Raw genomic sequence first — 26,943 nt, forward strand, 5'->3', positions numbered from 1 at the left:
GTCTCCTTGATGCGACTGGCGTTCAATGCGCCAGGCGTCGTTATAGGTCCGGCAGCAAACTCCTCTACCGGTGTCTGTGTCTAGAAGGAATGGCTGATGCCGGCCATCACGCCGAGTTGGCCGACACCCGCTGCGGGCGTTGCGCCTGGGCCACCGGCACTCAACGTGTAGTGCGCTTTGGCACTATTGAACAGATACCCGCTTTGCAGATAGACGCTGGTCTGTTTGGAGAGCAGATAGGTACCACGCAAAGCGGCCGATGTGGCACGCGTGTCCTGTTGCTTGTCGATGGTGTGATAGACACCGCCGTCCATCACGAAGTAAGGCGTCACGTAGTAGGAACCGGTGAGGTAGAAGATATCCGTGCGCACGTCCCGAGCTGCCGTCTCAACGCGACGACCCAGCCAGCCGCCACCGACTTTCGCTTGCCCCGCCTTGATGTAGCCATTGAGTTGCGTGCGTGCGTCCTTGTCACTGCTGTTCGCCAAGGCAATCGGTGCCAGGCCATTGAAGAAATTGGCTGCTGCGCCTGGGCCGCCGTGCTGTTCGTCATAGGAGGCGGCCACGCCGAACGCACTGGCGTCGTAGCGCAGCATCGCGGACCATTGGCGGCACGCCTGCGAATTGCCCGGGATCGATCCCGCACAGGTCCCTTGTCCAGGTGAGTTGCCGGTGCCGCTCGAGTCGCGTCCGAACGAATACGTCGCGCCGACCGTCACGCCGTAGAACGTGCCTTTATAGGCCACCGTGTTGTCGCTGCGTGAGTTGGGAATATAGGCGTCGAGGCCACCCACGCCACCGTAGATATCCGGACCCAGAATGTCGGAATCGGTGATGGCCCAAAAACTCATGGTGTACTGGCGCCCAAAGGTCAATGCACCGTACCGGCTGGACAATCCTACCCATGCCTGACGTCCAAATAGCCGGCCGCCCTGATTCATGTCACCTGCACGAGTATTGAAGCCATTTTCCAACACGAAGATGGCCGCGAGCCCGCCACCTAGATCCTCCTTGCCGCGCAAGCCCCAGCGAGACGGCACGGAGCCGGTAATGCCGGGCATCCGAATCACCTTATCGCCTGCGGCATTCGCATGAGTGACGAGCTCGATACCGGTGTCGAGAATCCCGTAGAGCGTCACGCTGCTTTGCGCGAACACGGGACCGCTGATGGCGAGCATGGCCGCCGCTGCAATAGTTGTGTATTTCATGTCTCCAGACCTGATATTTTATTTTCTTCGACTGAATTGCGCTTTACATGACGTCAGTAATCGTCATGATTCGTCACGCTTTGGCGTTGCAAATAGGGTGACAAGTACTACGAATTGATTGATGCAGACCATCAATCCAGCCAGGACCTCTCAGGCGACCAGAGGACGTACCGGGGCTGAGATGGTGCCGATGTCCGTGGGCAGGTGCCCTACTGCCCTGAGCGCCACCGTTTCAAAACCGCGATTCAGCACATCGCCACGCCAGGCGACATGCTGGTCGGGGCGGATCAGTACGAACCTGGCCTGATAGAGCTCCGCGACGGCTGCTTCGCCGACGTGCACGACGGCGAGTTGAGGCAGCGCTGCGCCGGCGCGTTGCAGCGCCAGTTGCTGTTCGTCGCTGAATCCGCCCGCTCCCGTGCAAAGCAGCGTGAAACCGCTGCCAAAGCGGTCATATAAGGAACGACCGTCGGCGAGCCATGCGTGTGGCGCACGATGGCCCGGCCGTGCGCATGGCACATACAGGTTGGCCGGGTCCGGAGAAGCAGGGCCTGCTTCAGCCTCGAGGAGCGGAGACGACTCGTAGCGTGTCCCAAGATGAACACCCGGAATCACGAACTCCGAAGTCGCATGGAACATCAGGTAGTCACCGAATGCCGCGCGTGCGGAGTTGCCAGCGGGGCCGGACTCATACACTTCACGAGGCACACGCAGGTGGCCGATACTATCGGCAAAGCCGCGTGCAAATGCCGTGTTTCTCAGCGCAGCGGGACGACGCTCCGCTTCATAGCTCGCCCCCAGCGCCTGGCCGGCGTGGCCCTTGATCATGGCTTCGAGCTTCCATGCGAGATTGGCGGCATCGTCGATGCCGGTGTTGTAACCGAGGCCGCCGGTCGGCGTAAACAGGTGCGCGGCGTCGCCCGCAAGAAACACCCGTCCAGCCTGAAACTGTTCCGCCACCAGCGTGAACCCCGCAGTCCATGTCGAACTGCTCTTCAGCTCGAAAGGAATATCGGTGCCGATTGCTTCGGCAATCCTCTGCCGCACGCTGTCGTCGTCGGGGCGTTCATCGTCGCGCATCTGCACGTTCATGATGAAATGACCGTGGCCGTCAACGGCGATGATGAGGGCGCGCTGTTTGGGGCTGAAGGTCCAGTATTGCCAGGCGGGTGCGTGCGGGCTCACGCGATAGAGGTCGGGTGCGTAGAAATAGACGGCGTCCATCTGGCCGCCCATGAATTCCCGCTTCTCGCCGGCCACACCTTCATAGCGGATACCGAGCGATTTGCGCACGAAACTGCGTGGACCATCGCAACCGATCAGGTAGCGCGCGGTGACGGTGCGGGTTTCGGCAGCACGCTCGGCAGTGGCCTCGAACTCGACGGTTGCAGTGACCCTGTCGTCGCTTTGCGAGATATCGACCACACGCGTGCTGAAATGCACCCGGCAGCGGGTATGACTGCGCGCCGCTTCAAGCAGAACCGGCTCGACATACAGTTGCGAACAGCGATGCGGTGGCTCGGGCGTTGCCCAGGTGAACGAATGTGCCTTCGCCCATTCCACCGCGTCCTGCGATGCGGGTTGATGAAGCCGGGCCAATTCGTGACCCGTAATCGACGTGAAGTACGCAACGTCCGGCGCATAGTCGCGCGGCAGCCCCAGCGAGCGGATTGCCGCAGAAATACCGATGCGGCGGAAATGCTCCATCGTGCGTGCGCTGTTGGCATTGGCGGCGGGATGGGTGCTGGTGCCGGGTTTCGCATCGAATACCTCGACACTGATGCCGCGCTGGCCGAGCTCAGCGGCCAGAAACAAACCTACCGGGCCACCGCCCACGATGATCACGTCGCAGTCCACCACATCCATCTCCTCATTCTTTTAAAGTGTGGATGCGACGTTAAACGCTGGCGGGCTATAAATCTATACAATGGATTTCATACTCACCATGAAACAGGTGCATAGATGCAACCGCCCGATCTGAATTTCCTGTACGTGCTTCAGGCCCTTGCTGATGAACGAAGCGTGTCGCGGGCTGCCGATCGGCTCGGGCTTACGCAACCAGCGGTCAGTCATGCATTAGGGAAATTGCGGACCCTGTTTCAGGACGATCTGTTCGTCCGCGCCGGACCGGTTATGGCTCCTACCCCTGTTGGCGAGCAACTGATCGAAGGTGTCGCACGCGTGCTGGCCATGGTGCAGCAGGAAATCTGGAGCACGAAAGCGTTTGACGCCACGACCACGGAACGTACATTCTCTGTATGCCTAAGTGATATGGGCATGATCGTGATACTGCCGCGGCTCCTGGCAGCGTTCCGTGAGCGGGCGCCACTTGCGACGTTAAAGCCGATCCAGCTGCCGTCGATGGAACTGGCGGGCGCACTACAGGATGGTAAGGTCGATCTGGCAATCGGCTATCTAGGCAAACTCGGTGACAATCTGCATCAGCAGTCGCTGTTTCGCCGCTCGCTGGTCGGCATCGTCAAGGCTGGCACCAAACGCAAGAAGATCAGCATGACGCTCGAGCAATTCGTTGAGCGAAAGCATGTTGTCGCCGGCACCCTGGCGCTGACCAACCAGTTGTTGGAGAGGGAGTTGCGCCAGCAAGGCGCGCGTTTGAAAGTGGGCGTAGAAGTGCCTTTTCTGCTGGCTGTCCCGAACCTCGTCGCCACGTCCGATTTCATCGCAGCCGTGCCCGACGAACTCGCAACCCTGTTCGCGAGGCTTGCAAATGTTGAAGTGTTTCCCCTGCCGATCAAGCTTCCCGACCTTACCGTTCAACAATTCTGGCACGCCCGCTTTCACAACGACGCAGGGCATCGTTGGCTCCGAGGTGTCGTTGCGGAAACGCTAGGACAGGGTTGGAAAGATCAGGCCTAGCGCTCGCCGTCGCCTTATCGAATGGCCCACGGCGGATGTGGATTGAATGCGTCGAGAAGGAAATCAGTCATGACCCGCACCTTCGCCGGGGGAGCCCGATCCGGCGCGCGAACCAGGTGTATGCCGCCGAGGTCCGCGGTGCGGACTTCGAGCGTGATCTGCTCCAGTGCGCCTTGCCGGATTGCATCGGCAACGATGAACTCGGGCTCGTAAAGAACGCCGAGACCGGCAACGGCTGCTGCAACGAGTGCATCGCCGTTATTGGCCCGCATGGTTCCCTTGACGGCCACATGCTTGTCCCCATCTTTGCCGAACCGCCATTCGTCGGGTCGCGAGATGTTGGAGAAAGTAACGCTCAGGCAATTGTGGCCAGCCAGTTCGGACCAGCGTTTCGGGCGCCCATGCCGCGCCCAGTAGCCCGGAGCCGCACAGACAATCATCGCGCTCTCCGCGAGCCTGCGTGAGACGAGACGACTGTCCTTCAGACGCCCAACCCGGATCGTCAGATCCCAGCCCTCTTCCATGAGATCGACGACGCGATCGTTCAGCCCGAGGTCGATGGTGACCCCGGGATGCTTGTTTCTGAAGGCAGGGATCAGCGGCGCGATGTAGCGAACGCCAAACGAAAGCGGCGAATTCAGCCGCAGCACTCCGCTCGCCTCCACGCGCTGGGACGCGATCGTCGCCTCCGCTTCTTCCAGATCGGGCAGGAGGCGGGCACAGGTCTCCAGATACTGCTGTCCCGCTTCGGTGAGCGTGAGCTTGCGCGTGCTGCGGTGAAACAGACGCACGCCCAGCCGGTGCTCCACCGCATCCAGATGCTTGGTCGCCATGGCGGGAGACAGGCCGAGTTGCCGGGCGGCCGCGGAGAGGCTTCCGGCAGTAGCTGCACGGGAGAACACCTGCATTCCCGTAAGGCGGTCGAGCATTGTGATTTCTCGCTGTGGTTAAAAACTGAATCGACGAATATGCATGTTATCGCCTAAAAAGTGCAACTGTATCCTTGCGCCGTAATGTTCGAACCAGCCTGCGTGCGCCAGCAAACGGATCCTTCTGAAGTTGGCGCTTCCATTCAGTGAGCGGGTTCGGATGTACATCGAACTTCTGCGCCAGTCAGTGCCACCTTTGCCTTGAACGCCGCTAAGGGCTTCCGCGAGGCTCAGATTCAAGCAGTTCCACGAATCGCCCTGTCCGAATTTTTGACGCCACCTCTAGACGGTCTGGCGTAGCTTTGTGCTGCTCATTTGTTCAGCAATGAACATTTTATCATTTGTTTTTAGGGAATTTTTTTGCCGTGAAGGTTGAATCCGCGTTTTGGATGTGATGAATCGGCAATCTGTGCGCCTCGGTTCTGACGTGTTGTTGCCGCTGAGTGGCCAGCCTCGATTCGACTTGAGCGAGACGCATAGTATTGAAATTTATGAATTTTTTGTGAAATAAATAGTGCGCGAGAGAAGTTTCAGCATTTGATGCCAGCGCTGCTGATCGGGAAACATAGGGTTTACCCCAATCAAGATATTTGTGGTTGATGCCGTCATATCATTTGTTCATACATGATCACTTGATCATCGGTATGGCCGTAAGTCGAATGGAAGCGCAAACGTTAGCCACCAAGAATTATGGCGACCGTCGCGCGATTCAATCCGCTGTGGAAGGCCCCCATGTCAGGCGAATAACGGGGTCGATGTTGCGGGTTGGCTAGTTTTGGCCCACAGGTGCCGTCGAGCAACGCACCGAGGCGGGCAACATTGAATTGCGCGCTGCTCGCGGCGAAGCAAAACCACACACGCTCGAAAAAAACAGGATTTCGCCATGCGCGATCGCGTTTGGAAGGTTACGGGGCAGCTTGCCGGTTTGTTTGCTTTGCTGTGGGTCTTGCTGGTGTTCGCCGCAGTTCATGCAGTCGCGAGTGACGATCTGCCGGCATCGAACCGCATCAGGATCAATCTGGGGCAGACGCCCTGGCGGTACGTCAAGGACGTCGACGATCCTGGTTCGATGCAGCCGGGTTTCGACGACTCGGGTTGGCAATCGGTGGGCGTGCCGCAAACGCCGTCCGACAACGACACTTTCATCAACACGAAATCCGGTGGCGACCAGTTGTACCTGACGGGCAACATCAACTGGTACCGCAAACACTTCACCGTGGATCCGTCCTACGCGAACCGCAAAATATTCGTCGAGTTCGAGGGCGCACACACGGGGGCACAGGTCTACATCAACGGCCAGTTCATTCCCGGCAACAGCCTGATCAACCCCAAAGCCACTCACGTGATCGGCTTCGTTCCGTTCATCGTCGACATCACGCCTTACGTGAAATTCGACGGGACGGATAACGTGATGGCGGTGAAGGTTGCGCGCGGCGACAGCTTCTTCGAGTCGCCGAGTTTTTCGGGCGCCTTCCGCTTTGGTCAGGACGATACCGGTCTGTTCCGGCCCGTGTGGATGTACATCACGGACAAGGTTCACATTCCGGAGAATGTCTATGCGGTCCTTGGCACCTGGGGAACTTATGTCTCCACGGTCGCCGCGAGTACCGCTTCGGCCACGATCCGTGTACAGACCAACGTGCTGAACGAATATCCGACGGACCAGCAGGTGACGTTGACGACGCAGATCGTGAACGCCAGCGGTAACGTCGTGGCAACCGCCCAGGATACCAGTACGGTGCCGGCCAATGCGCCGCCGGGTTTGCATCCGGGCCTGTTCGATCAGGTGCTGACAGTCGCGAACCCGACCCTCTGGTTTCCGAATAACAGTATCTTCGGCAGTCCATATCTGTATCACGTGATTCACTCGGTCAGCGTCGGCGGCACCGTCGTGGATTCCACGGAGACTCCGCTCGGCATTCGCACGATCACGTGGGACCAGAACTTTCCGATCATTAACGGCCACCCGCACTATCTGTGGGGAGCCTCCGGGCGCTACGATTACCCGGCGCTCGGATCGGCTGTGCCGGAAGAGCTGCAATGGCGCGATCTGAACCTGCTCGCGCAGGCGGGCGGCAGCCTCTACCGGCCCGGCCACTCCAGCCAGGGCCCGGAATTCCTCGACGCCGCGGACGCCTACGGCGTGATGATGATTCAACCCAGCGGCGACGGCGAGAACGGATTTTCGATCCTCTGCACGAGCACGGTCACGACGGGCTGCACGACGGCTGACAACGTGGAACTGAAGAAGGAGCTGCACCGGGACATGATCGTGCACGATCGCAATCATCCCTCGGTGCTGGCATGGGAAGCCGACAACGGCTCGACCGATACATCGCTCGCGCAATCCCTGAAGGCATTGTCGCAAGTGTGGGACCCGATTCTCACGCGCGCCCAGGCCGACCGCATGCCGAACCCGCTTAACGGCGACATCCTCGGCTGCAGCGGCGAAGGGTGTGACATCAATGTCAAACAAACCTATCCGGATTCGCCTGCGTGGGGGTCCGAATATTGGGGAGACGGTGTCGGCCGCGCGCTGTATGACTATGAACTCGCGTTTGCCGCGCCTTACCTGAACGATTGGGTGCACAGCGTGGCCGGCAAGTCGTTCGGCATCGCGCACTGGTACCTGGCCGATACGCCAGGTGAAATCAACCAGCAGATCGATGGTCCCGGCTCGCCGCAAGGAAACGCGAACGGCACCACCCCGGAGATGGTGCGCGGCAATGGCGCATCGATGATGGATGCCAACCGCATTCCACGCCTGCTTTACTACATCTATGAAGCGGCCTGGACGCCGTTCCAGATCAAGCCGGTGGTCAAACTCGCCTACCACTGGAACCGTTCTGCTGCCGGCCCCGTGACCGTCAATGCGTTCAGCAATTGCGCCACGGTGCGGCTGCTGCTCAACGGCCAGCCGGTTGGCCCCGACCAGACTCCGAACCCGCCGACGTCGGACCCGAGGGCGGACCTGAGCGAGAACACGACGCTGCTGCCGGCCCAGGTGCACTGGAATAACGTCGCGTGGGCACCCGGCACGCTGCTGGCTGAATGCCTGGACGGCAATGGCCAGGTCGCCGCGACGGACACCCAGGTGACGGCCGGTCCGGCCGACCATATCGTGCTCACGGTCGAGCCCGAACTCGTCAAGCCGGACGGCGAGGTTTTCGCGCTCACGGCCAACGGTACGGACGCGGCCCTCGTGACGGCGACCGTGGTGGATGCGAACAACGTTCGCGTGCCTGACGCGAGCCCGATCATTACTTTCAACGTCAGTGGCCCCGGTACCTACCGCGGCGGCTCCGACCACCTGGTCACGGCGAACCAGCCGCTTGGTTACCATGCGCCTGGCGATCCTAACTTGTCGGCTGAAGGCGGCCTGACCCGAATCGCAGTCAAGACGCAGTTCATGCCCGGCATGGTCACCGTGACGGCAAGCGCGCCTGGCCTCGGTGGCGGCACGACCACGTTCAACGTATTGCCGACCGGCAGCCAGCAGGTGTTCAACGGCAATGCCCTGGTTATCGGTCCGCAACAGGCGAGCAGTCTGCAGATCATCACACAGCCGCTCAGCCAGACGGCCGCCGTGGGACAAACGGCGCAGTTCACCGTGCTCACGGCCGGCGCTTCGCCGAACTTCCAATGGATGAAGAATGGCGTGCCGATCGCCGGTGCGACCAGCTTTACCTACACGACGCCGGCTGTTCTGAGCGGCGACAACGGCGCAAGCTTCAGCGTCGACGTGAGCAACGCCAGCGGCAGCATCACGTCGAGTGCGGCAATCCTGACGGTGGTGGCGCCGGCGGTGCCGACCATCGTCACGCCTCCCGCGCCGCAAAGCATCACGAGCGGGCAGGGGGCTGAATTCACCGTGGTGGCGGCCGGCTCGCCAGTGCTGACCTATCAGTGGCTGAAGAACGGCGCCGCCATCCCGGGCGCGACGCAAGCGGTGTACGACACGCCGATCATGCAGACGTCGGACAGTGGCACGGTGTACAGCGTCGTCGTGACCAATAGCGCAGGTACGGTCACGTCGGGCGGCGCCACCTTGACGGTGGGCGCCGCGACCCTGCCGTCCATCCTCTCGCAACCGCGCAGCCAGAGCGTGCCGGTTGGCCAGAGCGTGACCTTTAACGTGCTGGCCAGCGGCTCGGCACCCCTCCAATACACGTGGACGAGAGACGGCACGCCGGTCGGCACGAACGCCTCGAGCATCGTCATTGCATCGGCGCAGAACGGCGACGCCGGCAGCTACGTTGTCACGGTTACCAATAGTGCCGGTAGTGTCACGAGTACGCCGGCCACGCTCGCCGTAAGCGGCGGCGGTGATACCAACCTGGCGCTGGGTGCGAAGGCTACGGCCAGCAGCGAGCAAAATGCAGGCCTTTCGGCTAGCTTTGCCGTGGACGACAGCTTCACGTCGCGCTGGTCATCCGCACCAGGTATCGACCCGTCCTGGATCGAACTCGATCTCGGTTCCGTGCAAACCTTCGACGAGGTCGCGCTGGTGTGGGAGAACGCCTTCGCCAGGGCCTACCAGATCCAGGTGTCCAACGACAACCAGAACTGGACGACCGTCTTTACGCAGAACGCAGGCGTGGGCGGCACCGAGACGATCAGCTTCCCGAGCACCTCGGCCCGCTACGTGCGCATGTACGGCACACAGCGCGCGACGGACTACGGCTATTCACTGTTCGAGTTCGAAGTCTTCGACGCACCGCAATGCGGCAGCGCAGCCGAGCGCTATACGCCGCTGGGCGCGGCGCCCGGTCAGTACACATCGACCATTCCGGGGCTGCCGTCCGGGCCGAACGTCCCGACCGTGCGTGACAATCTGAGCGGTCTGGTCTGGCAGCAGTTCCAGACGACTTTCCCGGCCCAGGGCGCGCAGTTCACGCAGACAATCGCCGCGCAATACTGCGCGTCGGTCGGCATGCGTCTGCCCACGCAGAACGAAGCGTTGACCGTGGCCCGCTCCAACTACGGCGCATGTGCGTTTCCGGCCCCGTGGGGTACGTGGACGACAACCGGCGTGCCGAACGATCCGACCAACGCGTACCTCGTGTTTTCGTCGGGCCAGTCGGTACCGGGCATCATCAACAACACGCCGGGTTGGGCGCTGTGCGTCGCGGGCACATCCGCCGCCGCCCCTGTGATTGCCGCGCAGCCGGGCAGCCAGAGTGTGGCCCAGGGCCAGACGGCCCAGTTCACGGTGGGCGTTACGGGCACCGGTCCGTTCAGCTTCAATTGGCTGAAGAACGGCACGCCGGTTGCCATCACGACCACACCGGTTTACACCACGCCGGCAACGGTAGCGGCCGATAGCGGCGCAGTGTTCACCGTTGTCATCGCCAACGGCGGCGGCAGCGTTACCAGCGCGCCTGCAACGTTGACGGTGACCGCGGCAATCGACACCGGCACGGGCACGGGAGATGGCGGCAATCCGGTCGCCGGCGGCAATCCGGGAGATGGCGGTAATCCGGGCGCTGGTGCGCCGGGCGCCGGCAACCCCGTGCCGAGCGCCAACCTTGCAATCGGCCATGTCGCGACGTCGAACGGTGTGGAAGGCGACGCGTTCCTGCCGGCAGCGGCTGTGGATGGCAACGACGCTACGCGTTGGTCATCGTCGTTCGTCGACCCGTCATGGATCCAGGTGGATCTGGGCTCGGCGCAGACGTTCGATCGCGTCGTGCTGCGCTGGCAGGACTCGTATGCCGTCGCGTACCAGATTCAGGTATCGAACGACGAGGGTGACAACAAGAACTGGACGACGGTCTACTCGCAGGCGACCGGCAAGGGCGGCACCGAGGACCTCCGCTTTACGGCCACCACGGCCCGCTATGTGCGGATGTTCGGTACGCAGCGAGCCACCCAGTTCGGCTACTCGCTGTTCGAGTTCGGCGTGTACAACACCGCGACCACGCCGCAATACGCGGTCACGGCGAGCGCGAGCGGTAACGGCGCGATCACGCCGGCCGGCACGACCCAGGTGTTCCAGGGCGGTCCACAGACGTACTCGTTCACGCCGGCGGCAGGCTTCGCGGTCACGGGCGTGCAGGTGGACGGCAGCAGCATCGGGTTGGTCAACAGTTACACGTTCGACGACGTGCTGGCGCCGCACACGATCAGCGTGACGTTCGGACCGAGTTCGGCCGCGGCGAATCTCGCACTCGGCGCGAAGGCGAGCGCAAGCGGTCTCGAAGCCGATGCGTATCCGGCATCGGCCGCGGTGGATGGCAATCTGGCTACGCGCTGGTCGTCGGCCTTCGTCGACCCGTCGTGGATCCAGCTCGATCTCGGTTCGGTGCAGACGTTCAACCGTGTGATTCTGTTCTGGCAGGACGCGTTCGGCGTGGCCTATCAGATCCAGACCTCGAACGACGGGCAGAACTGGACGCCGGTGTTTACGCAGACTGCCGGCAAGGGCGGCACCGAAGACTTGTCGTTCCCGACCGTCAGCGCACGCTATGTGCGGATGTTCGGCACGCAGCGCAATACGGCGTATGGCTACTCGTTGTGGGAGTTCCAGGTGTACAACATGCCAGTGGCGCCGGCCATCACCGCGCAGCCGGCGGCCGTCACGGTGAATCAGGGCGATCCCGCGCAGTTCGCAGTGGTGGCGAGCGGTACCGCACCGCTCAGCTATCAGTGGCTGAAGAACGGCACGCCGGTTGCGACGACGACAACGCCGTCCTATACGACGCCGCCGACGGTGGCGGGCGATAGCGGCGCGACGTTCAGCGTGATCGTCAGCAACGCTGCGGGCAGCGTGACAAGTACCGGCGTGACGCTGTCAGTTAACGCGCCGCCGGGCAGCGCGAACGACGGCACTGGACAGGACACCGGCGGTGGCACGGCCGGAACGGCCAGCGCGAATCTGGCGCTGGGCAAAGTCGCCACCGCGAGCGGCGAGCAGGGCGACGGTTACAGCGCAGCGAACGCCGTCGACGGCAACCTCGGCTCGCGCTGGTCGTCAGACTTCAACGACAACGCGTGGCTCACGGTCGACCTCGGTCAGCCGATGCGCTTCGACCGCGTCGTGCTGCGCTGGGAGAACGCGTACGGCAAGTCCTATCTGATTCAGGCGTCGAACGACAACCAGACGTGGACGACCGTCTCGACGCGCGATGCAGGCGCGGGCGGCACGGAAGATCTGCCGGTGGTGGCCACGACCGCGCGTTACGTTCGCATGCAAGGTGTGCAGCGTGCCACGCAGTACGGGTACTCGCTGTTCGAGTTCGAGATCTACAACTCGGCTGCGACACCCGCCGTCACGATCGCCGCGAGCAGCGGTCCGAACGGCGCGATCAGCCCGTCGGGCAGCGTGAGCGTGGGTGAAGCGGGAACGCAGACCTTCACGGCGGTGCCGGCGGCCGGTTTTGCCGTAGGCGCATTGACCGTGGACGGCCAGTCGCAGGGTGTGCAGTCGACCTACACCTTCACTAACGTGACCGCGCCGCACAGCATCAGCGTGAGCTTCGTACCGCTCGCTGCAGCCGTGAACCTGGCGCTGCACAAGACGGCGACCGCCAGCGGCCTCGAAGCCGATGCGTATCCGGCGTCGGCAGCAGTGGATGGCGATGCGGCTACCCGCTGGTCGTCGGCTTTTGTCGACCCGTCGTGGATCTCAGTCGATCTCGGTACGCGGCAGACTTTCGATCGCGTCGTGCTGAACTGGGAAAACGCGCATGCGGTGGCGTATCAGATCCAGACCTCGGACGACAACCAGAACTGGACGACGGTGCTCACGCAGACCGCGGGCCAGGGGGGGATCGAAGACCTGAAGCTGCCGGCACCTGCGGCCGGACGTTATGTCCGCATGTTCGCGACGCAGCGCTCGACGCCGTACGGTGATTCGCTGTACGAATTCGAGGTGTACAACACTGCGGCAGGGACGTCGGCGGCGGCGAGCTTCATCGAGCAGCCGGCCGACCAGACAGTACCGGCCGGACAAAACGGCCACTTCGCGGTGATCGCGTCGGGCAGCGGTCCGTTCAGCTATCAGTGGCGCCGCAACGGGACGCCGGTCAGCGGTGCGACGTCCCGCACGTACGACACGGCGGCTACGACGAATAGCGATGACGGTTCGGTGTACAGCGTCGTGGTCACGGGGCCGAACGGCCCGATCACGTCGAACTACGCCAGGCTCAGTGTGGACAGCACGATACCGAACTACACGGTGACGCCGGGCTTCGTCGGCGTCGATCTGCTCAACAACACCAAGGGTGCCTTCACCGACGACCAGGTGTATGTGGAGATCATCGGACGCGACCCGCAGAACGGCGGCAGGTTCGTGTGGCTCAAGCCGGACGGCACGATGGTGCCGATGGCCCTGTCGGACAACGACGCGCCGGGTCACCTGAGCGCCGCTGGCCAGAACTACAGCAACTACGCCTTCACACTCGCGCAGGCCAAAACGCTGCAGTTCCCGCACGTGTCGTCGGCTCGCATGTTCGTGTCGCTCGGCAGTCCGCTGTTCATCAAGGTGCTGGACGATGCGAACGGCAATGTCGCTTTTGCCGGGCCGAATCCGCAGAACCCGACCGATCCGAACGTCAATGTCGTTTTCGACTGGATCGAATTCGACAACGGCGGCGACACGCTCTTCATCAACACGACGCAGGTGGACGAGTTCGGCATACCGCTGGTCGAGGACATTTACGGCATGAATCACACCACGCACATGCAAACAGGCACCACGCTGAGCAGTGCGGAAATCTTCGCGGCCTACGCGCGTGAAGTGCCGCCGGAGTTCCAGTCCCTGTCGGCTTCGAAGATCCGCATCATGGCGCCGGCCAAGGGCAGTTTCGGCGCGGGGCAAGCGAACGGCAATTACTTCGACGGCTACGTGAATCAGATGTGGCAGCTCTATGCGAACCAGGATCTGGTGCTGAACCTGTTCAGCAATAGCCGGCGCTTTGTCGGCAGGACGCAGGGTGACCAACTGGTATTCACGGAAGTCGACCTGAGCAACGGCGCCTTCGTCGGTGGGACGTATAGCGTCAGCAAGCCTTCCACGCAGGACGTATTGCTCGGGGCCGGCACGCTTGCCACCGGTGACTCGGTCACCCTGCAGATCGAAGCGCAGATCTGCGCGGCGCTCAACCGTCACGTGATGGAAGACGTGACCAAATGGGCGGTGCCGACCGCCTGGTGGAGCCAGTCGCCGACCAACGAGTACGCCCGCTTCTTCCATGACCACAGCGTCAGCGGACTCGCGTACGGATTCGCCTACGACGACGTGTCGAACGGCAGCTCGTCGATCGTCGCGCAGAAGCCTGAGCACATGGTGCTGGGTATCGGCTGGTGATGCCCGGCTGAGGGTTTGTTGCAAGCGCAACGGGCGCCCGCACGGCGGGCGCTCACTATTTCTTGAGAGGCGTGTAAATGCGGTTTGGGACAGTGAGCCGGGTGCTCGACGGTGCAGGGGCGCGGCGCGCGCGAGTGGTTAAACAGCGAGGCTTCACGCTGCTCGAACTGCTCGTGGTGCTGGTCATCATCGGCATGCTGGCGGCCATCGTGGGGCCGCGCTACTTCTCGCAACTGGGCAAGTCGCAGGTCACGATTGCCCGCGCGCAGATCGATGTCCTCAGCAAGGCGGTCGACAACTTCCGGCTCGACGTGGGCGTCTATCCGACGGCTCAGGAAGGGCTGAACGCGCTGGTCGTCAAGCCGGCCAATGCCGACAAGTGGAACGGACCGTATCTCAAGAAGGACGTGCCGCTCGACCCCTGGGGACACTCTTATGTTTATCAGGTGCCCGGCACCAAGGGCGACTACGCGGTGATCTCATACGGTCGCGACGGTCAGCCAGGCGGTACCGGCGAGGACGCCGACATCAGCAGCGAATGATGCGGTACAGGCACTGGCACAGGCAATGCGAGCGCGCCCGTCCGGGCGCGTGACAACGTGGCAACCATCGGCAGCACGGCAACATGCAATACGAAGTGAAAGCGCTTTCGTCCGACAACCAGATCATCGCCCTTGTCATCGACGCGCAGGATGAAAACGATGCGCGACGCCAGCTCGAAGCGCGCGGGCTGCACGCAACGCGGCTTGTTCCGCAACGCTCGCTGCGTTTGCCGTCGGCGTCGCGGGGTGGCCTCTCGCTGGTGCTGTTCAGCCAGGAGTTGCTGGCGCTGCTGACGGCCGGCCTGTCGATTGTGGAAGGTCTGGAGGCGCTGCTGGAGCGCGAGGGCGGCGGCCGGCTGCGCGGCGTGCTGGAGCGGCTGCTGGCGGGTCTGCGCGAGGGCAAGCGCTTCTCGAATCTGCTGGCCGAGCAGCCGGACGCGTTCCCGCCGCTCTATGTCGGCATCGTCCGTGCCGCGGAGGGCACGAGTGACTTGCCGCGCTCGCTGCAACGCTATGTCGACTATCAATCGCGTATCGACACGGTGCGCAACAAGCTCATCAGTTCTGCGATCTATCCGTGCATCCTGCTGGTCGTGGGCGGCGGCGTGGCGGGTTTCCTGATTGCTTACGTGGTGCCGCGCTTCGCGACCATCTACGAAGGCACGGGCCGGTCATTGCCGTGGATGTCGCAGGCTTTGCTCGACTGGGGTACGTTCGCCGCGTCCCACGGTTTGGCGCTGTTTGCCGGCGCCGTCACCGTCGCGGTGGCCGGCGGTATGTTTCTGCGCGCCGCGATCGCGAGAGCCGGCCTCGTCACCCTGTTGGGACGTATTCCGCTGCTGGGTCCGCACTTGCGCATTTACCAGTTGTCGCGACTGTATCTGACGCTCGGCATGCTGCTCGGAGGCGGCATTCCTATTGTCGCTGCGATGGAGACGGCCGGCGGGACGATTTCGCCGGCCTTGCGCGAGCGCCTCTCGCAGGCCCGCGCCGCCGTGCAGGCCGGCGCGACATTGTCCAGTGCGTTTGACGCCGAGGAACTGACCACGCCCATCTCGTTGCGGATGTTGCGGGTCGGCGAGCGTTCGGGAGAAATGGGCAACATGCTCACGAAGTCGGCGGCGTTCTACGACGGCGAAATCAGCCGCTGGATCGACCGCTTCACCCGGCTGTTCGAACCGCTGCTGATGTCGGCTATCGGGCTGGTCGTCGGCACGATCGTGATCCTGCTTTATATGCCGATCTTCGATCTCGCGGGGAGCCTGTCATGACTGTGCAGGAGACAACGGCGCCGCTCTTCGACGCCGATTTGCTGGTCCGCGCACGCACGGCCGCGGCAGCTACGCAGCGTCATCTGCTGGTCGAACTGGAGGCGCTGACTGGCGCGGACCCGCGCGAGCTGATGCAGGCGCTCGCACAGCGGGTCGCGATGCGCGTCATCGAGACTGCGGAGATGCTGACGCTGCAGCCGGCCTTCGACCGCGTGCCCCTATCGCGTGCCATGCAGCGCCGCTGCGCGCTGCTGCGCGACACCGATGGCGGCCTGATCGGCGTGCTGACCAGCCCGTTCGATCTCGACCTGCAGACCTGGCTGGGCGCGCAGGCGGGGGCGCTGATCGACGTGCGGCTCACCCTGCCGTCCGATCTTCAGGCTTACCACACGCGCATGGAGAAGTCCGCGCGCGCCGTCGACAGCCTCGTGACGGACGGCGGCGCGACGCAGGCCGATGGCAGCACGGCGCAGGTGCTGTCCTTCGAGTCGATCAACGAGGTGGCCAGTCCGGCCGTCAAACTGGTGAATTCGACCCTGTACGACGCGCTCAAGGCCGGCGCCTCCGATATCCACCTGGAGAGCACCGCGAGCGGCCTGGCGTTGAAATACCGCGTGGACGGCGTGCTCGACGCGGCGGCGACCGTCAACGGCATCGAGACTGCGGAGCAGGTGATCTCGCGGCTCAAGGTGCTGGCGGAACTGGACATCGCCGAGCGGCGCGTGCCGCAGGACGGCAGCTTCCGCGTGGCGGCGGGCGGCCGTGACATCGACCTGCGCGTGTCGATCATGCCGAGCATTCACGGCGAGGACGCGGTGATCCGGATTCTCGACAAGCGCGCGATGATCGAGGCCTATGGCTCGCTGACGCTCGAGGCGCTGGGCTATGACGGCGAATCCCTCGCGGCGCTGCGCCGTCTCGCAGAGGAGCCGTACGGCATGGTGCTCGTCACCGGCCCGACAGGTTCGGGCAAGACGACGACGCTCTACGCTGCGCTGACAGAAATTCACAACGGACGCGACAAGATCATCACCATCGAAGATCCGGTCGAATACCAGCTACCCGGTATCCTGCAGATTCCCGTCAACGAGAAGAAGGGGCTGACCTTCGCCCGTGGTCTGCGCTCAATCCTGCGGCACGATCCGGACAAGATCATGGTGGGCGAGATCCGCGACCGGGAGACGGCCGAGATCGCCGTGCAGTCGGCCTTGACGGGCCACCTCGTGCTGACGACCGTGCACGCCAACAACGTGTTCGACGTGTTCGGCCGCTTCAGCCATATGGGTATCGATCCCTACGCGTTCGTGTCGGCGCTCAACGGCATCTGGGCGCAGCGTCTCCTGCGCGTCAACTGCACCCACTGTGCCGCATCCTATGTACCAGGGGACGCCGAACTAACACGTCTCGGGCTGAGCCGCGCGGACGTTGCCGATTTTGATTTCCGCCAGGGCACCGGCTGCGGCGACTGCCGCGGCACCGGCTACCGCGGACGCCGCGCGATCGCGGAAATCCTGATTCTCGACGACGAGATCCGCGACATGGTGGTCGAGAAGCAGCCGATCCGGTTGATCAAGGAAGTCGCCCGCAGGAACGGTACGCGCCGCTTGCGCGACGTAGCGCTCGTCCAGGTCCGGCGCGGCGAGACGACGCTCGCCGAAGTCAAGCGAGTCACCCTCAATGCGTAAGCCCTTGATGCCTCGCTGGCTGCGCGGACATTGCAGGCTCAGCCTGTCGCGTGGGGCTGTTTCGGTGCTGCGTATGGGCACGTCGCGCAAGTCCGCGCCGGTCGTCGTGGACCGGCCATGGTCCGAACCGCCCGGAACGGCGCCCGATGAACTGGCCGCGCAGATCGCCGCGACGCTAGCCGCAGCCGGCGGCAGCGGACTGCCGGTCTACGCCACCTTCGCGGACAACCTCGTACGCTATTTCATCGTCACGCCGCCGGGCAACAGCGCGCGCATGCAGGATCTGCGCGCCGCCGCCGAGGTGCGCTTCGTGGTGCTCTACGGCGAATCCGTGGCAGGCTGGCAGCTCGTTGCCGACTGGCAGGCCGGCGCGCCGTTTCTCGCATGTGCCGTGTCGCGGGGTCTGCATACGGCATTGCAGCTTGCGGTGCGGACAGGGCGCGGCTGCCTTGTATCGGCGAGCCCGAACTTCGTTTGTGCATGGAATCGCGAGCGGCGCCGTTTCAGCGCCGATGCGTGGCCGGCGACGCTGCACGAGGGCACGCTGACGCTCGGCCTCCTCGCCGGCGGCACTCGGCCTCGTCTTGCCGCTGTGCGCACGCTCGAACTGCCGGAGGATGCCCCGCCGCTCGAATGGCTGCGCGAACAGGTGGCGCGCGTCGCGTTGCTCGACAATCTGCCGGCTCCGTCCGTGCTGCATCTTCATGGTCCGTTGCTCGACGCCTGGCAGCCGCGCGTCGCGTCGTCCGGCGGCGCAGGCATGACCGTGCACTGGTGTGCGGCCGATCATGTCGTGGCTGGACCGGCCAGCATCGGCATGACGGCGGCGCAGCGCGCCGGCAGCGGGGCGACGCCATGAAGCGCCTGCACATCGACCTTGCGCCGTTCAGCGTTCGGCGCCCGCTGTATCGCATGCATCCGGCTGCGCGCTGGCTGGCGCTGGCCGGACTGTTGCTGTGTGTGCTGGCGGGCTTGCGCGCGCAAAAGCAGTTGACCCGCCTTCACTCGCTCGATCAGGAGGCGATGCACCTCGCGGCGCGCGCGGCGCAATCCGCACGCTCGCTCGTGCGGGTCTCTAACGAACCGATCGACGCGAAGCAGGCGAGCGCAATCAATGCGGCCGTGGCCCGCCTCAACCTGCCCTGGGACGACATTCTCAACGCGGTCGAAGCCGCCACGCCCCGCGAAGTCGCGCTGTTGTCGATTACGCCAGAACCCGCTCGCGCGCTGCTCAAGATCGAAGCGGAGGGCAGCAGCAGCGACGCAATGATCGCTTACCTGAAGGCGCTCGAGCAGCAGCCGCTGTTCGGACGCGTCTATCTGGTCAGGAACGAGCGTGCCCGGGACCAGACAGATGGCGTCATCCGTTTCCAGATCGAAGCCGAGTGGCGCAGGAGCGGATTGTGAAGCTGCCGGATCTGCCGCATGCCCTGTTAGGGCTGAGCCTTGCGCTAAGACGCTCCAGTGCGGGCGCGCTGGTCGCCGGCGGGCTCTTGCTGGCGGCCGCTGTCATGTGGTTCGCGCTGCTGCCAGGCCTGTCGGCGCGCATTGTGCAGCAGACGCGCGAGGTGGCGCGCGCGCGCTCGGCGCCCAAGCCCACGCCGGTCGTTTCGTCATCGACGCTGGCTACCCAGCGGCTGGCGGATTTCTATGCGGCGCTGGGTGACGCAGGGCACACCGAACAGATCGTGACCCGGCTGTTCGAGGCCGCCACCGAGGCGGGCATCGTGCTCGACAAGATCGACTACAAACCGGCGCTGGATGCCGCCGGGCGCTTCGAGAGCTATACGATCGTGCTGCCCGTCAAGGGCGACTATCCAGACCTGCGGCGCTTTTGCGAAAAGGTTCTGCTGACGGTTCCGTACGCCGCGCTCGACGACATGCGCTTCAAGCGCACCTCGGCCAACGACCACGTTGTCGAAGCCGGCCTGCGTTTCACGGTCTTCCTGCGGCCTGCCATACCGGCGGCCGCGGGTGCCGCAGGTGCCGCGGCGAGCGAGGTGCCGCGATGAAGGCGATGAAGCGCAGCCACGTCGCGCTGGCGTTCGTCGTCTGCGCCGGCGTGCTCCTGTTTGCGGACCGCAATCCGGCGAACCAGATCGTTGAAGCCGCGCCGCGCACCAGCAGACCTGACGCGACGCGGGCTGCCGGCTCAGGCGCCGCGGCGGGCGTCAGCATTGCGGCACTGCGTGCACGCGCCGACCTGTTCGGCTCCGATCATGGTGAACACCATGATCTGTTCGGCAGCCAATCGTGGGCCCCGCCGTTGCCATCGCTGGCGCCGGCGCATGCGGAGGTGCCCCCGCTGCCGCCGTTGCCGCCGTCGTCGTCGGCGCCCGGTTTGCCCTTCACCTATCTCGGCAAGAAGGCGGCGGACGGCCGCTGGGAAGTGTATCTGGCGAGTGGGGACGAGACGGTGATCGTGAGTGAGCAGACCGTCATCGGCGCGACCTATCGTGTCGACGCGATCAAGCCGCCCACCATGACGCTCGTCTACTTGCCCCTGAAACTGGTCCAGACCCTGGACATCGGCAGCGCTGATTGACCGGCGCGCTGCGAGGAAACGAATCGTTCCACATGCAACTCTCCCTCCAATGCAAACTCCGCGAAATCGCGCGGTTCATCGTGTTGCCGGTGCTTCTGACCGGCTGCGCGGCGCAACAGGCCTTTCGCGACGGCCAGAACTTCGTCGCCGAGGGCAAGACCGATGAAGGGCTGGCCAAGTTGCAGGAGGCGGTCACGCGGGAGCCGCGCGACGCGCAATATCGTTCGAGCTGGCTGGCGGCGCGCGAAAACGCGCTCGTGCGTTACGACGAGCAGGGCGACCGCCTTGCCGGCAGCGGTGCGCGCGAGGCTGCACGCAAGTCCTACCAGCATGCGCTTACCATCGACCCCGCCGACGAACGCGCGCTGACCGGGCTGGCCGCGCTCGACAGCGCGGCACGTCTGGATGCCCTGGTCGATCGCGCGCAGGCCTTGGCCGCGAAAAAGGACAGCGACGGTGCGCGCCGTCTGCTCGCCCAGGTGTTGACCGAGGTGCCGGCGCAGCCGCGCGCCCTGGCGCTGCAGCGCAAGCTGACTGGCGACGCGGGTGTGTCGAGCGTCGAGGCGGCACTGGCGAGCGCCTACCGCAAGCCGATTCGCATCGATTTCAAGGACGCCACGCTGAAGCAGGTGTTTGAGGTCATCTCGCGTACCTCGGGGCTGAACTTCCTGTTCGACAAGGACGTGAGGACGGACCAGCGTACGTCGATTTTTCTCAGGAGCAGCACCATCGAGGCGGCCGTGCGCTACGTGCTGGCAACCAATCAGCTCGCGCAGCAGGTGCTCGACGAGAACACGGTGCTGATCTACCCGGCCACGCCGGCCAAGCTGAAGGACTACCAGGAACTGGCGGTGCGTACCTTCTTCCTCTCGAACGCCGAGGCGAAGACGGTTGCCAACACGCTCAAGACCATCGTCAAGTCGCACGACATCGTCGTCGACGAGAAGCTCAACATGGTGATCGTGCGTGACACGCCCGAGGCCATCAAGATGGCCGAGAAGCTCGTCGCGCTCGAGGACGTTGCAGAGCCGGAAGTGATGCTCGAGGTCGAGGTACTGGAGGTACAGCGCGACAATACACAGGACCTCGGCATCCAGTGGCCGAACTCGGTGACGTTCACGCCGCTGCCGGCCGGCAGCGTGCTCGGTTCCGCGAGCAGCACGGTCGGCAGCACGGTGGGAACACTCGGAACGCCGTCCACCGGAAGCGGCGCGTCGCCTTCCCTGTTGCTTAGCGATCTGCTGCACCAGACTTCCCGCACCGTAGGTGTTTCGTCGATGCAGGCCACGCTGAACGCGAGCCTCGTGGATTCCACCGCCAAGTTGCTGACCAACCCGCGTATCCGTGTGCGCAACCACGAGAAGGCCAAGATCCTGATCGGCGAGCGCGTGCCGAACATCACGTCGACGGCGACCTCGACCGGCTTCGTTTCGCAATCGGTCAACTACCTCGACATCGGCCTGACCCTGAACGTAGAACCGACCATCTACCTCGACGACACGGTCGGCATCAAGGTAGCGCTCGAGGTCAGTAGCCTGCTCAATCAGGTTACCGGGACCTCCGGCACGACTGCCTACGAAATCGGCACGCGTACTGCCAGCACCGTGCTGCAATTGAAGAACGGCGAGACTGACGTGCTTGCCGGTCTGATCGACAGTCAGGAGCGCACCTCGGGTAACAAGCTGCCCGGCCTCGGCCAGCTGCCGGTCCTCGGCCGGCTGTTCGGGGCGACCACGGACGACGACAAGAAGACGGAAATCGTCCTGTCGATCACGCCGCATCTGGTTCGCAACATTCAGCGTCCGGATGCCGGTCTTGCCTACTTCACGGCCGGCACGGAATCGAACATGCGGAGCATGATTCAGTCGAATGGGCTCGCCTCCACTTCCTCGAGCGCTTCGACAAGCGCGTCGTCCGGAACCGCCACCATTGCCGCCCCGAGTTTGCCGTCGAACTATCCGCAAAGCGGGGCGAATGGCGCAAACGGCATGACGGGCGGCCTCGCCGCGGGCAGCGCAATTGATCCGGACGTAGGCGGCGCTGCGCCCGGCGCAGGCACGGCCCAGATGACGATCCAGGGGCCGCCGCAGGTCAAGGTGGGCGATTCGCTCACGGTGGCGCTGCTGATGCAGGCCGACCAGCCCGTGACCAGCGTGCCCGCGACCGTCAGTTTCGACAGCACGAAGCTGCAGTTCACCGGCGTGACCGAAGGCGACTTCCTGAAGCAGGGCGGCGCGCCGACCAGCTTTTCCAGCCGCGTGGGCCAGAACGGCCAGTTGACCGTGGCCGACACGGTCGCGGGCGGAGCCGGCGCATCCGCGCAGGCTACCTTCGCCGTGCTGAGTTTCAAGGTGCTGGCGCCGGCCGCACAGACCGCGATCCAGGTGCAGCCCGGTGCGCTTGTCGGCGTGGGCGGCGTCCCCGTCACGATGGTGCCGCCGTCACCGTACGACTTCGGGATCCTGGCCCGATGACGAGCGGCGAGAGGCACGGCGTATTCGGTTGCAGGCGCGCCGGCGGCGCGGGCGGTTTTACGCTGATCGAGCTGCTGGTCACTCTCGCCATTCTGGGCGTGCTCGCCTGTATGACCGTACCCGTGGCGCAGGTGATGCGTCAGCGCGAACGGGAGCAGGACTTGCGCGTGGCGCTGCGTGAAATACGCGGCGGCATCGACGCTTATCAGGCCGCGAGCAAGGAAGGGCGCGTGGCCAAGGAGGCGGGCGCCAGCGGCTATCCGCCCAGCCTGGGCCTGCTGGTCGACGGCGTGCCGGATCAGACCGATCCGAAGGGGCACAAGCTGTACTTCCTGCGCCGCATCCCGCGCGATCCGATGAACTACAACGCCGAGCTCGGCGATGCGGCCACGTGGGGCAAGCGCAGCTACGCGAGCGAGGCGGACGACCCGCAGGAAGGCGACGACGTGTACGACGTCTACTCGACCTCCACGGGCGTCGGACTCAATGGCATTCCCTACCGGAAATGGTGACTCGATGAAAGGGCGCTTGCGTACAGCCGGCTTCACGCTGATTGAGCTGCTGATCGTACTGGCGGTGATCGCGTTGATGCTGACGCTGGCGTTGCCGGAGTATTTCCATTCGATCGACGCGTCGAAGGAGAAAATCCTGTCGGAAAACCTGCACGTGACCCGCGACGCCATCGACAGGTTCTACGGCGACATAGGGCGGTATCCAGAGTCGCTGCAAGAACTCGTGGATAAGCACTACCTCCGGTCGCTGCCTGTCGATCCGATCGCAGACAGCACGACGGCCTGGCACATCGTTCCCCCGGACGAGCAGTTTCCCGGCAACGTCTACGACATCAAGAGCGGTGCCCAGGGTACGGATCGCGACGGACAGCCGTACGAGGCTCGCTAGACATGCGAATCGGCAGCCGCAGGCGGCATAGGAAGCAAGGGGGCTACGCGTATCTGGCGCTGATGATCCTGATCGCCATCATTGGCGTGGCCGCTGCCGCCGGAGCCCAGCTCGGCGCGATCTATCAGCGGCGAATGGCCGAAGAGAATCTGCTCGCCATCGGCGGCGAATTCCAGCGGGCGCTGTTGAGCTATGCCGCGGCCACGCCCTTGGGTCAAGCGACGCAGCCCCGTACGTTCGACGATCTTCTGCGCGATCAGCGCTACCCGAACGTGGTGCGCCACTTGCGCAAGCTTTACTTGGACCCGATGACGGGCAAGGCGGACTGGGTGCTGGTCAAATCACCCGACGGACAGACTATCGTGGGCATACACAGTGCGTCGAACGCGCATCCGATCAAGATCGCGAATTTTACGGGGGATTTTCAGGGGTTCAACGATAAGCATAGCTATGCAGGCTGGGTGTTCGTCGCTCGTCTGCCTTTGCTAACGTCAGGCCAGAGGCCGTCAAACAGTCAGGCATTGAGTTCCCCGTCTCCCTGAAGTCCGTGAACGACGACGGTGGGACTCCCGCGCGAAGTAGGCTCGCACCTACTTCGCGGTCCTTCTGACTTCAATCTTGTCGCGCGGGGGGAGGCTTGCCAGGATTTTTTCCATTCGAGCTTCGTCGGCCGAAATAGCGGCGTCGATACGCGGATCGAAGGTGCAATCGAGTCGGACACAGGCAAGGTTAAGCGCACGCGTAATTTCGTCGATCATTTCCTGAATGGATTCGCTGTGCTTATGCTCGCGAAGTGCGACACGCAGATCGTCCAGCTTGCGCGTGAGCAGTGGCACGACCACGATGCGAACTACCATTCGCTGGTCCCTTTTTGCTGGATCGAATGTGGCGCACGCTTTGGAAAGCGCGGTCAGTTCATATTCTTTTAACAAAGCGGTGCTGGTCATGGTGATTCGGGCGTTGTGCGGGAGCGATTTTTCGAATGAAAAAATAGCGTCGTGCTAACTAAGCACGACGCCAAAACGTTCTGACTCGGGGCGAATCGGAACGTGAGAGACAGTGCGATATTGCGGGTTCTGACTAGACGCTACCGATGAGCCGCGCTTCGCGCATGCAACATATTCAGCAGGGCATTTGTCTGAGCCAACAGCATTGAGTGGTATTCCGCAGGCAGAGGTACATCGTCCATGAGCGACATGGTCCTTTCAACCTCATGCCGAAATGACTTTGTGATCTTCGCGCACTGAGCCGCTGTGAGGTGTGGGAATGTGGCGTCAAGGAAATTGCCCATCACCACGATCTGCGCGCCGAAACTGGAAATAGTCTCGCTGTTGGACGCGACAAGGGTAGTGAGTGATTTCAGAAGCGCGTTGGTATTCTTCAAAACCAGAACTCCTCAGAACCCTGCCCAGCCGGGATGACGCTCGTCTGCCGGGATGAGTGTGCCGGCGCCGGTCGTGGTCGCGGTGTTGGGTGATTGACGAACTGTTCCCGGTTTAGCCGATTCCGTGCGACCGTTGGTCATTGTCCTGGGGACGGGCGGGCGCGGTTTGCTTTGTGGAATCGCTGTTCGTGACGCGGAGGTCCCTGTCGCGGCGACCTTGAATACCGAGACAGCGTCTTTCAAGTTCATGGCCTGCTCTTCAAGTGATTGCGCCGCTGCGGCAGCTTGCTCGACGAGCGCCGCATTCTGCTGAGTCACTTCGTCCATTTGATTGACGGCCTGATTCACCTGTTCGATGCCATGGCTCTGTTCTTCAGAAGCGGCTGCGATCTCACCGACGATATCGGAGACCTGCTTGATTGCCTGCTTTACCTGCCCCATGGTTGCGCTAACCGCCGTCGCCTGTTTCGATCCATCCTGAATCATGGCTACGGACGACCCGATCAGCTCCTTGATTTCTTTCGCGGCAGTGGCTGAGCGTTGAGCCAGACTACGAACTTCGCCGGCAACGACAGCGAAACCGCGTCCCTGTTCGCCGGCACGGGCAGCTTCGACGGCAGCGTTTAACGCCAGAATGTTCGTCTGGAATGCAATGCCCTCAATGACGCCGGTAATTTCGGAAATTTTGCTTGAACTGCCGCTAATCCTCTCAATCGTTCCTACCATGCCCTGGACAGCCTCATTGCCTGTGTCGGCAATGCCGGTCGCATGCGTTGCCAACGTGTTCGCCTGACGTGCGTTGTTGGCATTCTGTTTCACTGTTTCGGTTAGCTGCGTCATGCTAGCCGCGGTTTCCTCAAGGGACGCGGCTTGCTCTTCTGTGCGAGAGGATAGGTCAGTGTTGCCGCTGGCGATTTCCCGGGATGCCACCGTGACAGATTCTGTGGATGCTTTGATCCCGTGAACCGCCTTGCTGAGCCGCTGATCCATTTTCTTCAGCGCTGTGAGAAGTTGACCAAACTCACCTCCTGAGTCCACGTCGATCTGGTTTTCCAGCTCTCCATCAGCGATATGGTTTGCAATGGACAGGGCTTTATTAAGCGGGTTCGAGATCGCACGCAGCAAGTAGACCGATACAGCGGCGGCGACTACGACACCGACGCCGAGAAGTGTGATGGCACTCCAAAAAATGGCCTTGAATGTGGCTGCGCTGTCGTCGGCGAATTTCTTGGCCTGGGCCATATTGAGCGCAGCATCCAGGTCCAGCGCGTCGTCCAACGTCTTGGACAATGGGACAATCTTTTCGATCGTCGCCGAAGCAGCGTCGAAATTGCCCGCGCTAGCGGCAACTACGGTTTCATTCGTCAATGCCGTGAACTGGGGAATGACGATTTTGATCTGCTCTGCGAACTCAAGCTCCTTGTCGCTGGATATGAGGTTCGGGTAGTAGCGATTCCAGGAGGAATTGATGAGTTCTAGGGCGGTGCGGATTCTCGCAACGGCATCTCCTGTTTTACTCAGGTCCCGGTATGCCTGAATGCGCCGTAGTTGAACTCGCACAGTCAACTCGGCTGAACGAACATCGGATAAGTCACCAATTGGAATGATGTTTCTGGAATAGGATTCGTTCATGTTCGAGTTCATTCTGTAAAGACCGAATGCGCCAAAAATCCCGATGGAAGCCATGAGAACGACGTACACGACGAATGCGAGAATGATCTTGAATTTGATTGTTTGTACTAACTTGTACACGCTTTTTCCTTTATAGCCTGATTGTAATAAGTGCTATAGGAAGGACCCATGGCCTCAACCTGTCTT

The 26,943-nt window shown here is 62.9% G+C and carries 19 protein-coding genes; 13 read left to right on the forward strand and 6 right to left on the reverse strand.

Annotation, left to right across the window (positions count from 1 at the left end; genetic code table 11):
* Nucleotides 1-80 precede the first annotated feature (80 nt).
* On the reverse strand, nt 81-1,208 hold the full coding sequence (locus KHO31_RS11980) for a porin (RefSeq protein WP_200576665.1): 1,128 nt from the start codon (nt 1,206-1,208) through the stop codon (nt 81-83).
* A gap of 150 nt (nt 1,209-1,358) precedes the next feature.
* A complete protein-coding gene (locus KHO31_RS11985) occupies nt 1,359-3,074 on the reverse strand; it encodes an FAD-dependent monooxygenase (protein ID WP_054042406.1) in 1,716 nt (571 codons plus the stop codon).
* Nucleotides 3,075-3,170: 96 nt separating this feature from the next.
* Here KHO31_RS11985 and KHO31_RS11990 point away from each other — a divergent pair, with 96 nt between their 5' ends.
* Complete coding sequence (locus tag KHO31_RS11990; protein WP_200576664.1) at nt 3,171-4,085, forward strand: LysR family transcriptional regulator; 915 nt, start codon at nt 3,171-3,173, stop codon at nt 4,083-4,085.
* 14 nt (nt 4,086-4,099) lie between these two features.
* Here the strand turns inward: KHO31_RS11990 and KHO31_RS11995 are convergent, their stop codons facing one another.
* A complete protein-coding gene (locus tag KHO31_RS11995) occupies nt 4,100-5,014 on the reverse strand; it encodes a LysR family transcriptional regulator (RefSeq protein WP_200576662.1) in 915 nt (304 codons plus the stop codon).
* Nucleotides 5,015-5,897: 883 nt separating this feature from the next.
* On the opposite strand from KHO31_RS11995, the gene KHO31_RS12000 reads away from it, so the two are divergent.
* The 12 genes from KHO31_RS12000 to KHO31_RS12055 all read left to right on the forward strand — a co-directional run bounded on the left by KHO31_RS12000 (nt 5,898) and on the right by KHO31_RS12055 (nt 24,283).
* Nucleotides 5,898-14,324: a discoidin domain-containing protein gene (locus KHO31_RS12000; protein ID WP_201141255.1), complete on the forward strand. Its 8,427-nt coding sequence runs from the start codon at nt 5,898-5,900 to the stop codon at nt 14,322-14,324.
* A 77-nt stretch (nt 14,325-14,401) separates the two neighbouring features.
* On the forward strand, nt 14,402-14,866 hold the full coding sequence (gspG, locus tag KHO31_RS12005) for a type II secretion system major pseudopilin GspG (protein ID WP_200576658.1): 465 nt from the start codon (nt 14,402-14,404) through the stop codon (nt 14,864-14,866).
* Nucleotides 14,867-14,949: 83 nt separating this feature from the next.
* Nucleotides 14,950-16,137 carry a type II secretion system F family protein gene (locus tag KHO31_RS12010; protein ID WP_200576656.1) on the forward strand — a complete coding sequence of 396 codons (1,188 nt, stop codon included), beginning with the start codon at nt 14,950-14,952 and terminating at the stop codon, nt 16,135-16,137.
* Nucleotides 16,134-17,822, forward strand: a complete 1,689-nt coding sequence (locus KHO31_RS12015; RefSeq protein WP_200576654.1) for a GspE/PulE family protein — start codon at nt 16,134-16,136, stop codon at nt 17,820-17,822. The genes KHO31_RS12010 and KHO31_RS12015 overlap by 4 nt, the downstream gene beginning before the upstream one ends.
* On the forward strand, nt 17,815-18,681 hold the full coding sequence (locus KHO31_RS12020) for a hypothetical protein (protein ID WP_201123776.1): 867 nt from the start codon (nt 17,815-17,817) through the stop codon (nt 18,679-18,681). The genes KHO31_RS12015 and KHO31_RS12020 overlap by 8 nt, the downstream gene beginning before the upstream one ends.
* Nucleotides 18,678-19,229: a PilN domain-containing protein gene (locus KHO31_RS12025; RefSeq protein ID WP_200576650.1), complete on the forward strand. Its 552-nt coding sequence runs from the start codon at nt 18,678-18,680 to the stop codon at nt 19,227-19,229. Before KHO31_RS12020 ends, KHO31_RS12025 begins: the two co-directional genes overlap by 4 nt.
* Nucleotides 19,226-19,834 (forward strand): hypothetical protein, encoded by a 609-nt coding sequence (locus KHO31_RS12030; RefSeq protein ID WP_201123774.1) that lies wholly within the window; start codon nt 19,226-19,228, stop codon nt 19,832-19,834. Before KHO31_RS12025 ends, KHO31_RS12030 begins: the two co-directional genes overlap by 4 nt.
* Nucleotides 19,831-20,367, forward strand: coding sequence for a hypothetical protein (locus KHO31_RS12035; RefSeq protein ID WP_236071219.1), 537 nt, complete (start codon nt 19,831-19,833; stop codon nt 20,365-20,367). Before KHO31_RS12030 ends, KHO31_RS12035 begins: the two co-directional genes overlap by 4 nt.
* Nucleotides 20,368-20,399: 32 nt before the next feature.
* Entirely contained in the window at nt 20,400-22,841 is a 2,442-nt protein-coding gene (locus tag KHO31_RS12040) for a cohesin domain-containing protein (protein ID WP_200576647.1), read from the forward strand.
* A complete protein-coding gene (locus KHO31_RS12045) occupies nt 22,838-23,353 on the forward strand; it encodes a type II secretion system protein (RefSeq protein ID WP_200661060.1) in 516 nt (171 codons plus the stop codon). Before KHO31_RS12040 ends, KHO31_RS12045 begins: the two co-directional genes overlap by 4 nt.
* Nucleotides 23,354-23,357: 4 nt before the next feature.
* Nucleotides 23,358-23,741 (forward strand): type II secretion system protein, encoded by a 384-nt coding sequence (locus tag KHO31_RS12050; RefSeq protein WP_128576812.1) that lies wholly within the window; start codon nt 23,358-23,360, stop codon nt 23,739-23,741.
* Between the two features lie 62 nt (nt 23,742-23,803).
* Complete coding sequence (locus tag KHO31_RS12055) at nt 23,804-24,283, forward strand: type II secretion system protein (protein ID WP_236071223.1); 480 nt, start codon at nt 23,804-23,806, stop codon at nt 24,281-24,283.
* Between the two features lie 48 nt (nt 24,284-24,331).
* Here KHO31_RS12055 and KHO31_RS12060 read toward each other — a convergent pair whose 3' ends face one another.
* From KHO31_RS12060 to KHO31_RS12070, 3 genes are all read right to left on the reverse strand, one after another.
* Entirely contained in the window at nt 24,332-24,688 is a 357-nt protein-coding gene (locus KHO31_RS12060; RefSeq protein ID WP_128576811.1) for a peptidoglycan bridge formation glycyltransferase FemA/FemB family protein, read from the reverse strand.
* A gap of 140 nt (nt 24,689-24,828) precedes the next feature.
* A complete protein-coding gene (locus KHO31_RS12065) occupies nt 24,829-25,125 on the reverse strand; it encodes a hypothetical protein (protein ID WP_054042389.1) in 297 nt (98 codons plus the stop codon).
* 12 nt (nt 25,126-25,137) lie between these two features.
* On the reverse strand, nt 25,138-26,877 hold the full coding sequence (locus tag KHO31_RS12070; protein ID WP_200576638.1) for a methyl-accepting chemotaxis protein: 1,740 nt from the start codon (nt 26,875-26,877) through the stop codon (nt 25,138-25,140).
* Nucleotides 26,878-26,943 lie beyond the last annotated feature (66 nt).

Source organism: Paraburkholderia domus (assembly GCF_905220705.1).
Classification (GTDB): domain Bacteria; phylum Pseudomonadota; class Gammaproteobacteria; order Burkholderiales; family Burkholderiaceae; genus Paraburkholderia; species Paraburkholderia domus.

What these genes read in the sequence shown, in the direction of transcription:
- KHO31_RS11980 (WP_200576665.1), bottom strand. Translation starts at nt 1,208, where the DNA reads ATGAAATACACAACTATTGCAGCGGCGGCCATGCTCGCCATCAGCGGT.
- KHO31_RS11985 (WP_054042406.1), bottom strand. Translation starts at nt 3,074, where the DNA reads ATGGATGTGGTGGACTGCGACGTGATCATCGTGGGCGGTGGCCCGGTA.
- KHO31_RS11990 (WP_200576664.1), top strand. Translation starts at nt 3,171, where the DNA reads ATGCAACCGCCCGATCTGAATTTCCTGTACGTGCTTCAGGCCCTTGCT.
- KHO31_RS11995 (WP_200576662.1), bottom strand. Translation starts at nt 5,014, where the DNA reads ATGCTCGACCGCCTTACGGGAATGCAGGTGTTCTCCCGTGCAGCTACT.
- KHO31_RS12000 (WP_201141255.1), top strand. Translation starts at nt 5,898, where the DNA reads ATGCGCGATCGCGTTTGGAAGGTTACGGGGCAGCTTGCCGGTTTGTTT.
- gspG (WP_200576658.1), top strand. Translation starts at nt 14,402, where the DNA reads ATGCGGTTTGGGACAGTGAGCCGGGTGCTCGACGGTGCAGGGGCGCGG.
- KHO31_RS12010 (WP_200576656.1), top strand. Translation starts at nt 14,950, where the DNA reads ATGCAATACGAAGTGAAAGCGCTTTCGTCCGACAACCAGATCATCGCC.
- KHO31_RS12015 (WP_200576654.1), top strand. Translation starts at nt 16,134, where the DNA reads ATGACTGTGCAGGAGACAACGGCGCCGCTCTTCGACGCCGATTTGCTG.
- KHO31_RS12020 (WP_201123776.1), top strand. Translation starts at nt 17,815, where the DNA reads ATGCGTAAGCCCTTGATGCCTCGCTGGCTGCGCGGACATTGCAGGCTC.
- KHO31_RS12025 (WP_200576650.1), top strand. Translation starts at nt 18,678, where the DNA reads ATGAAGCGCCTGCACATCGACCTTGCGCCGTTCAGCGTTCGGCGCCCG.
- KHO31_RS12035 (WP_236071219.1), top strand. Translation starts at nt 19,831, where the DNA reads ATGAAGGCGATGAAGCGCAGCCACGTCGCGCTGGCGTTCGTCGTCTGC.
- KHO31_RS12040 (WP_200576647.1), top strand. Translation starts at nt 20,400, where the DNA reads ATGCAACTCTCCCTCCAATGCAAACTCCGCGAAATCGCGCGGTTCATC.
- KHO31_RS12045 (WP_200661060.1), top strand. Translation starts at nt 22,838, where the DNA reads ATGACGAGCGGCGAGAGGCACGGCGTATTCGGTTGCAGGCGCGCCGGC.
- KHO31_RS12050 (WP_128576812.1), top strand. Translation starts at nt 23,358, where the DNA reads ATGAAAGGGCGCTTGCGTACAGCCGGCTTCACGCTGATTGAGCTGCTG.
- KHO31_RS12055 (WP_236071223.1), top strand. Translation starts at nt 23,804, where the DNA reads ATGATCCTGATCGCCATCATTGGCGTGGCCGCTGCCGCCGGAGCCCAG.
- KHO31_RS12060 (WP_128576811.1), bottom strand. Translation starts at nt 24,688, where the DNA reads ATGACCAGCACCGCTTTGTTAAAAGAATATGAACTGACCGCGCTTTCC.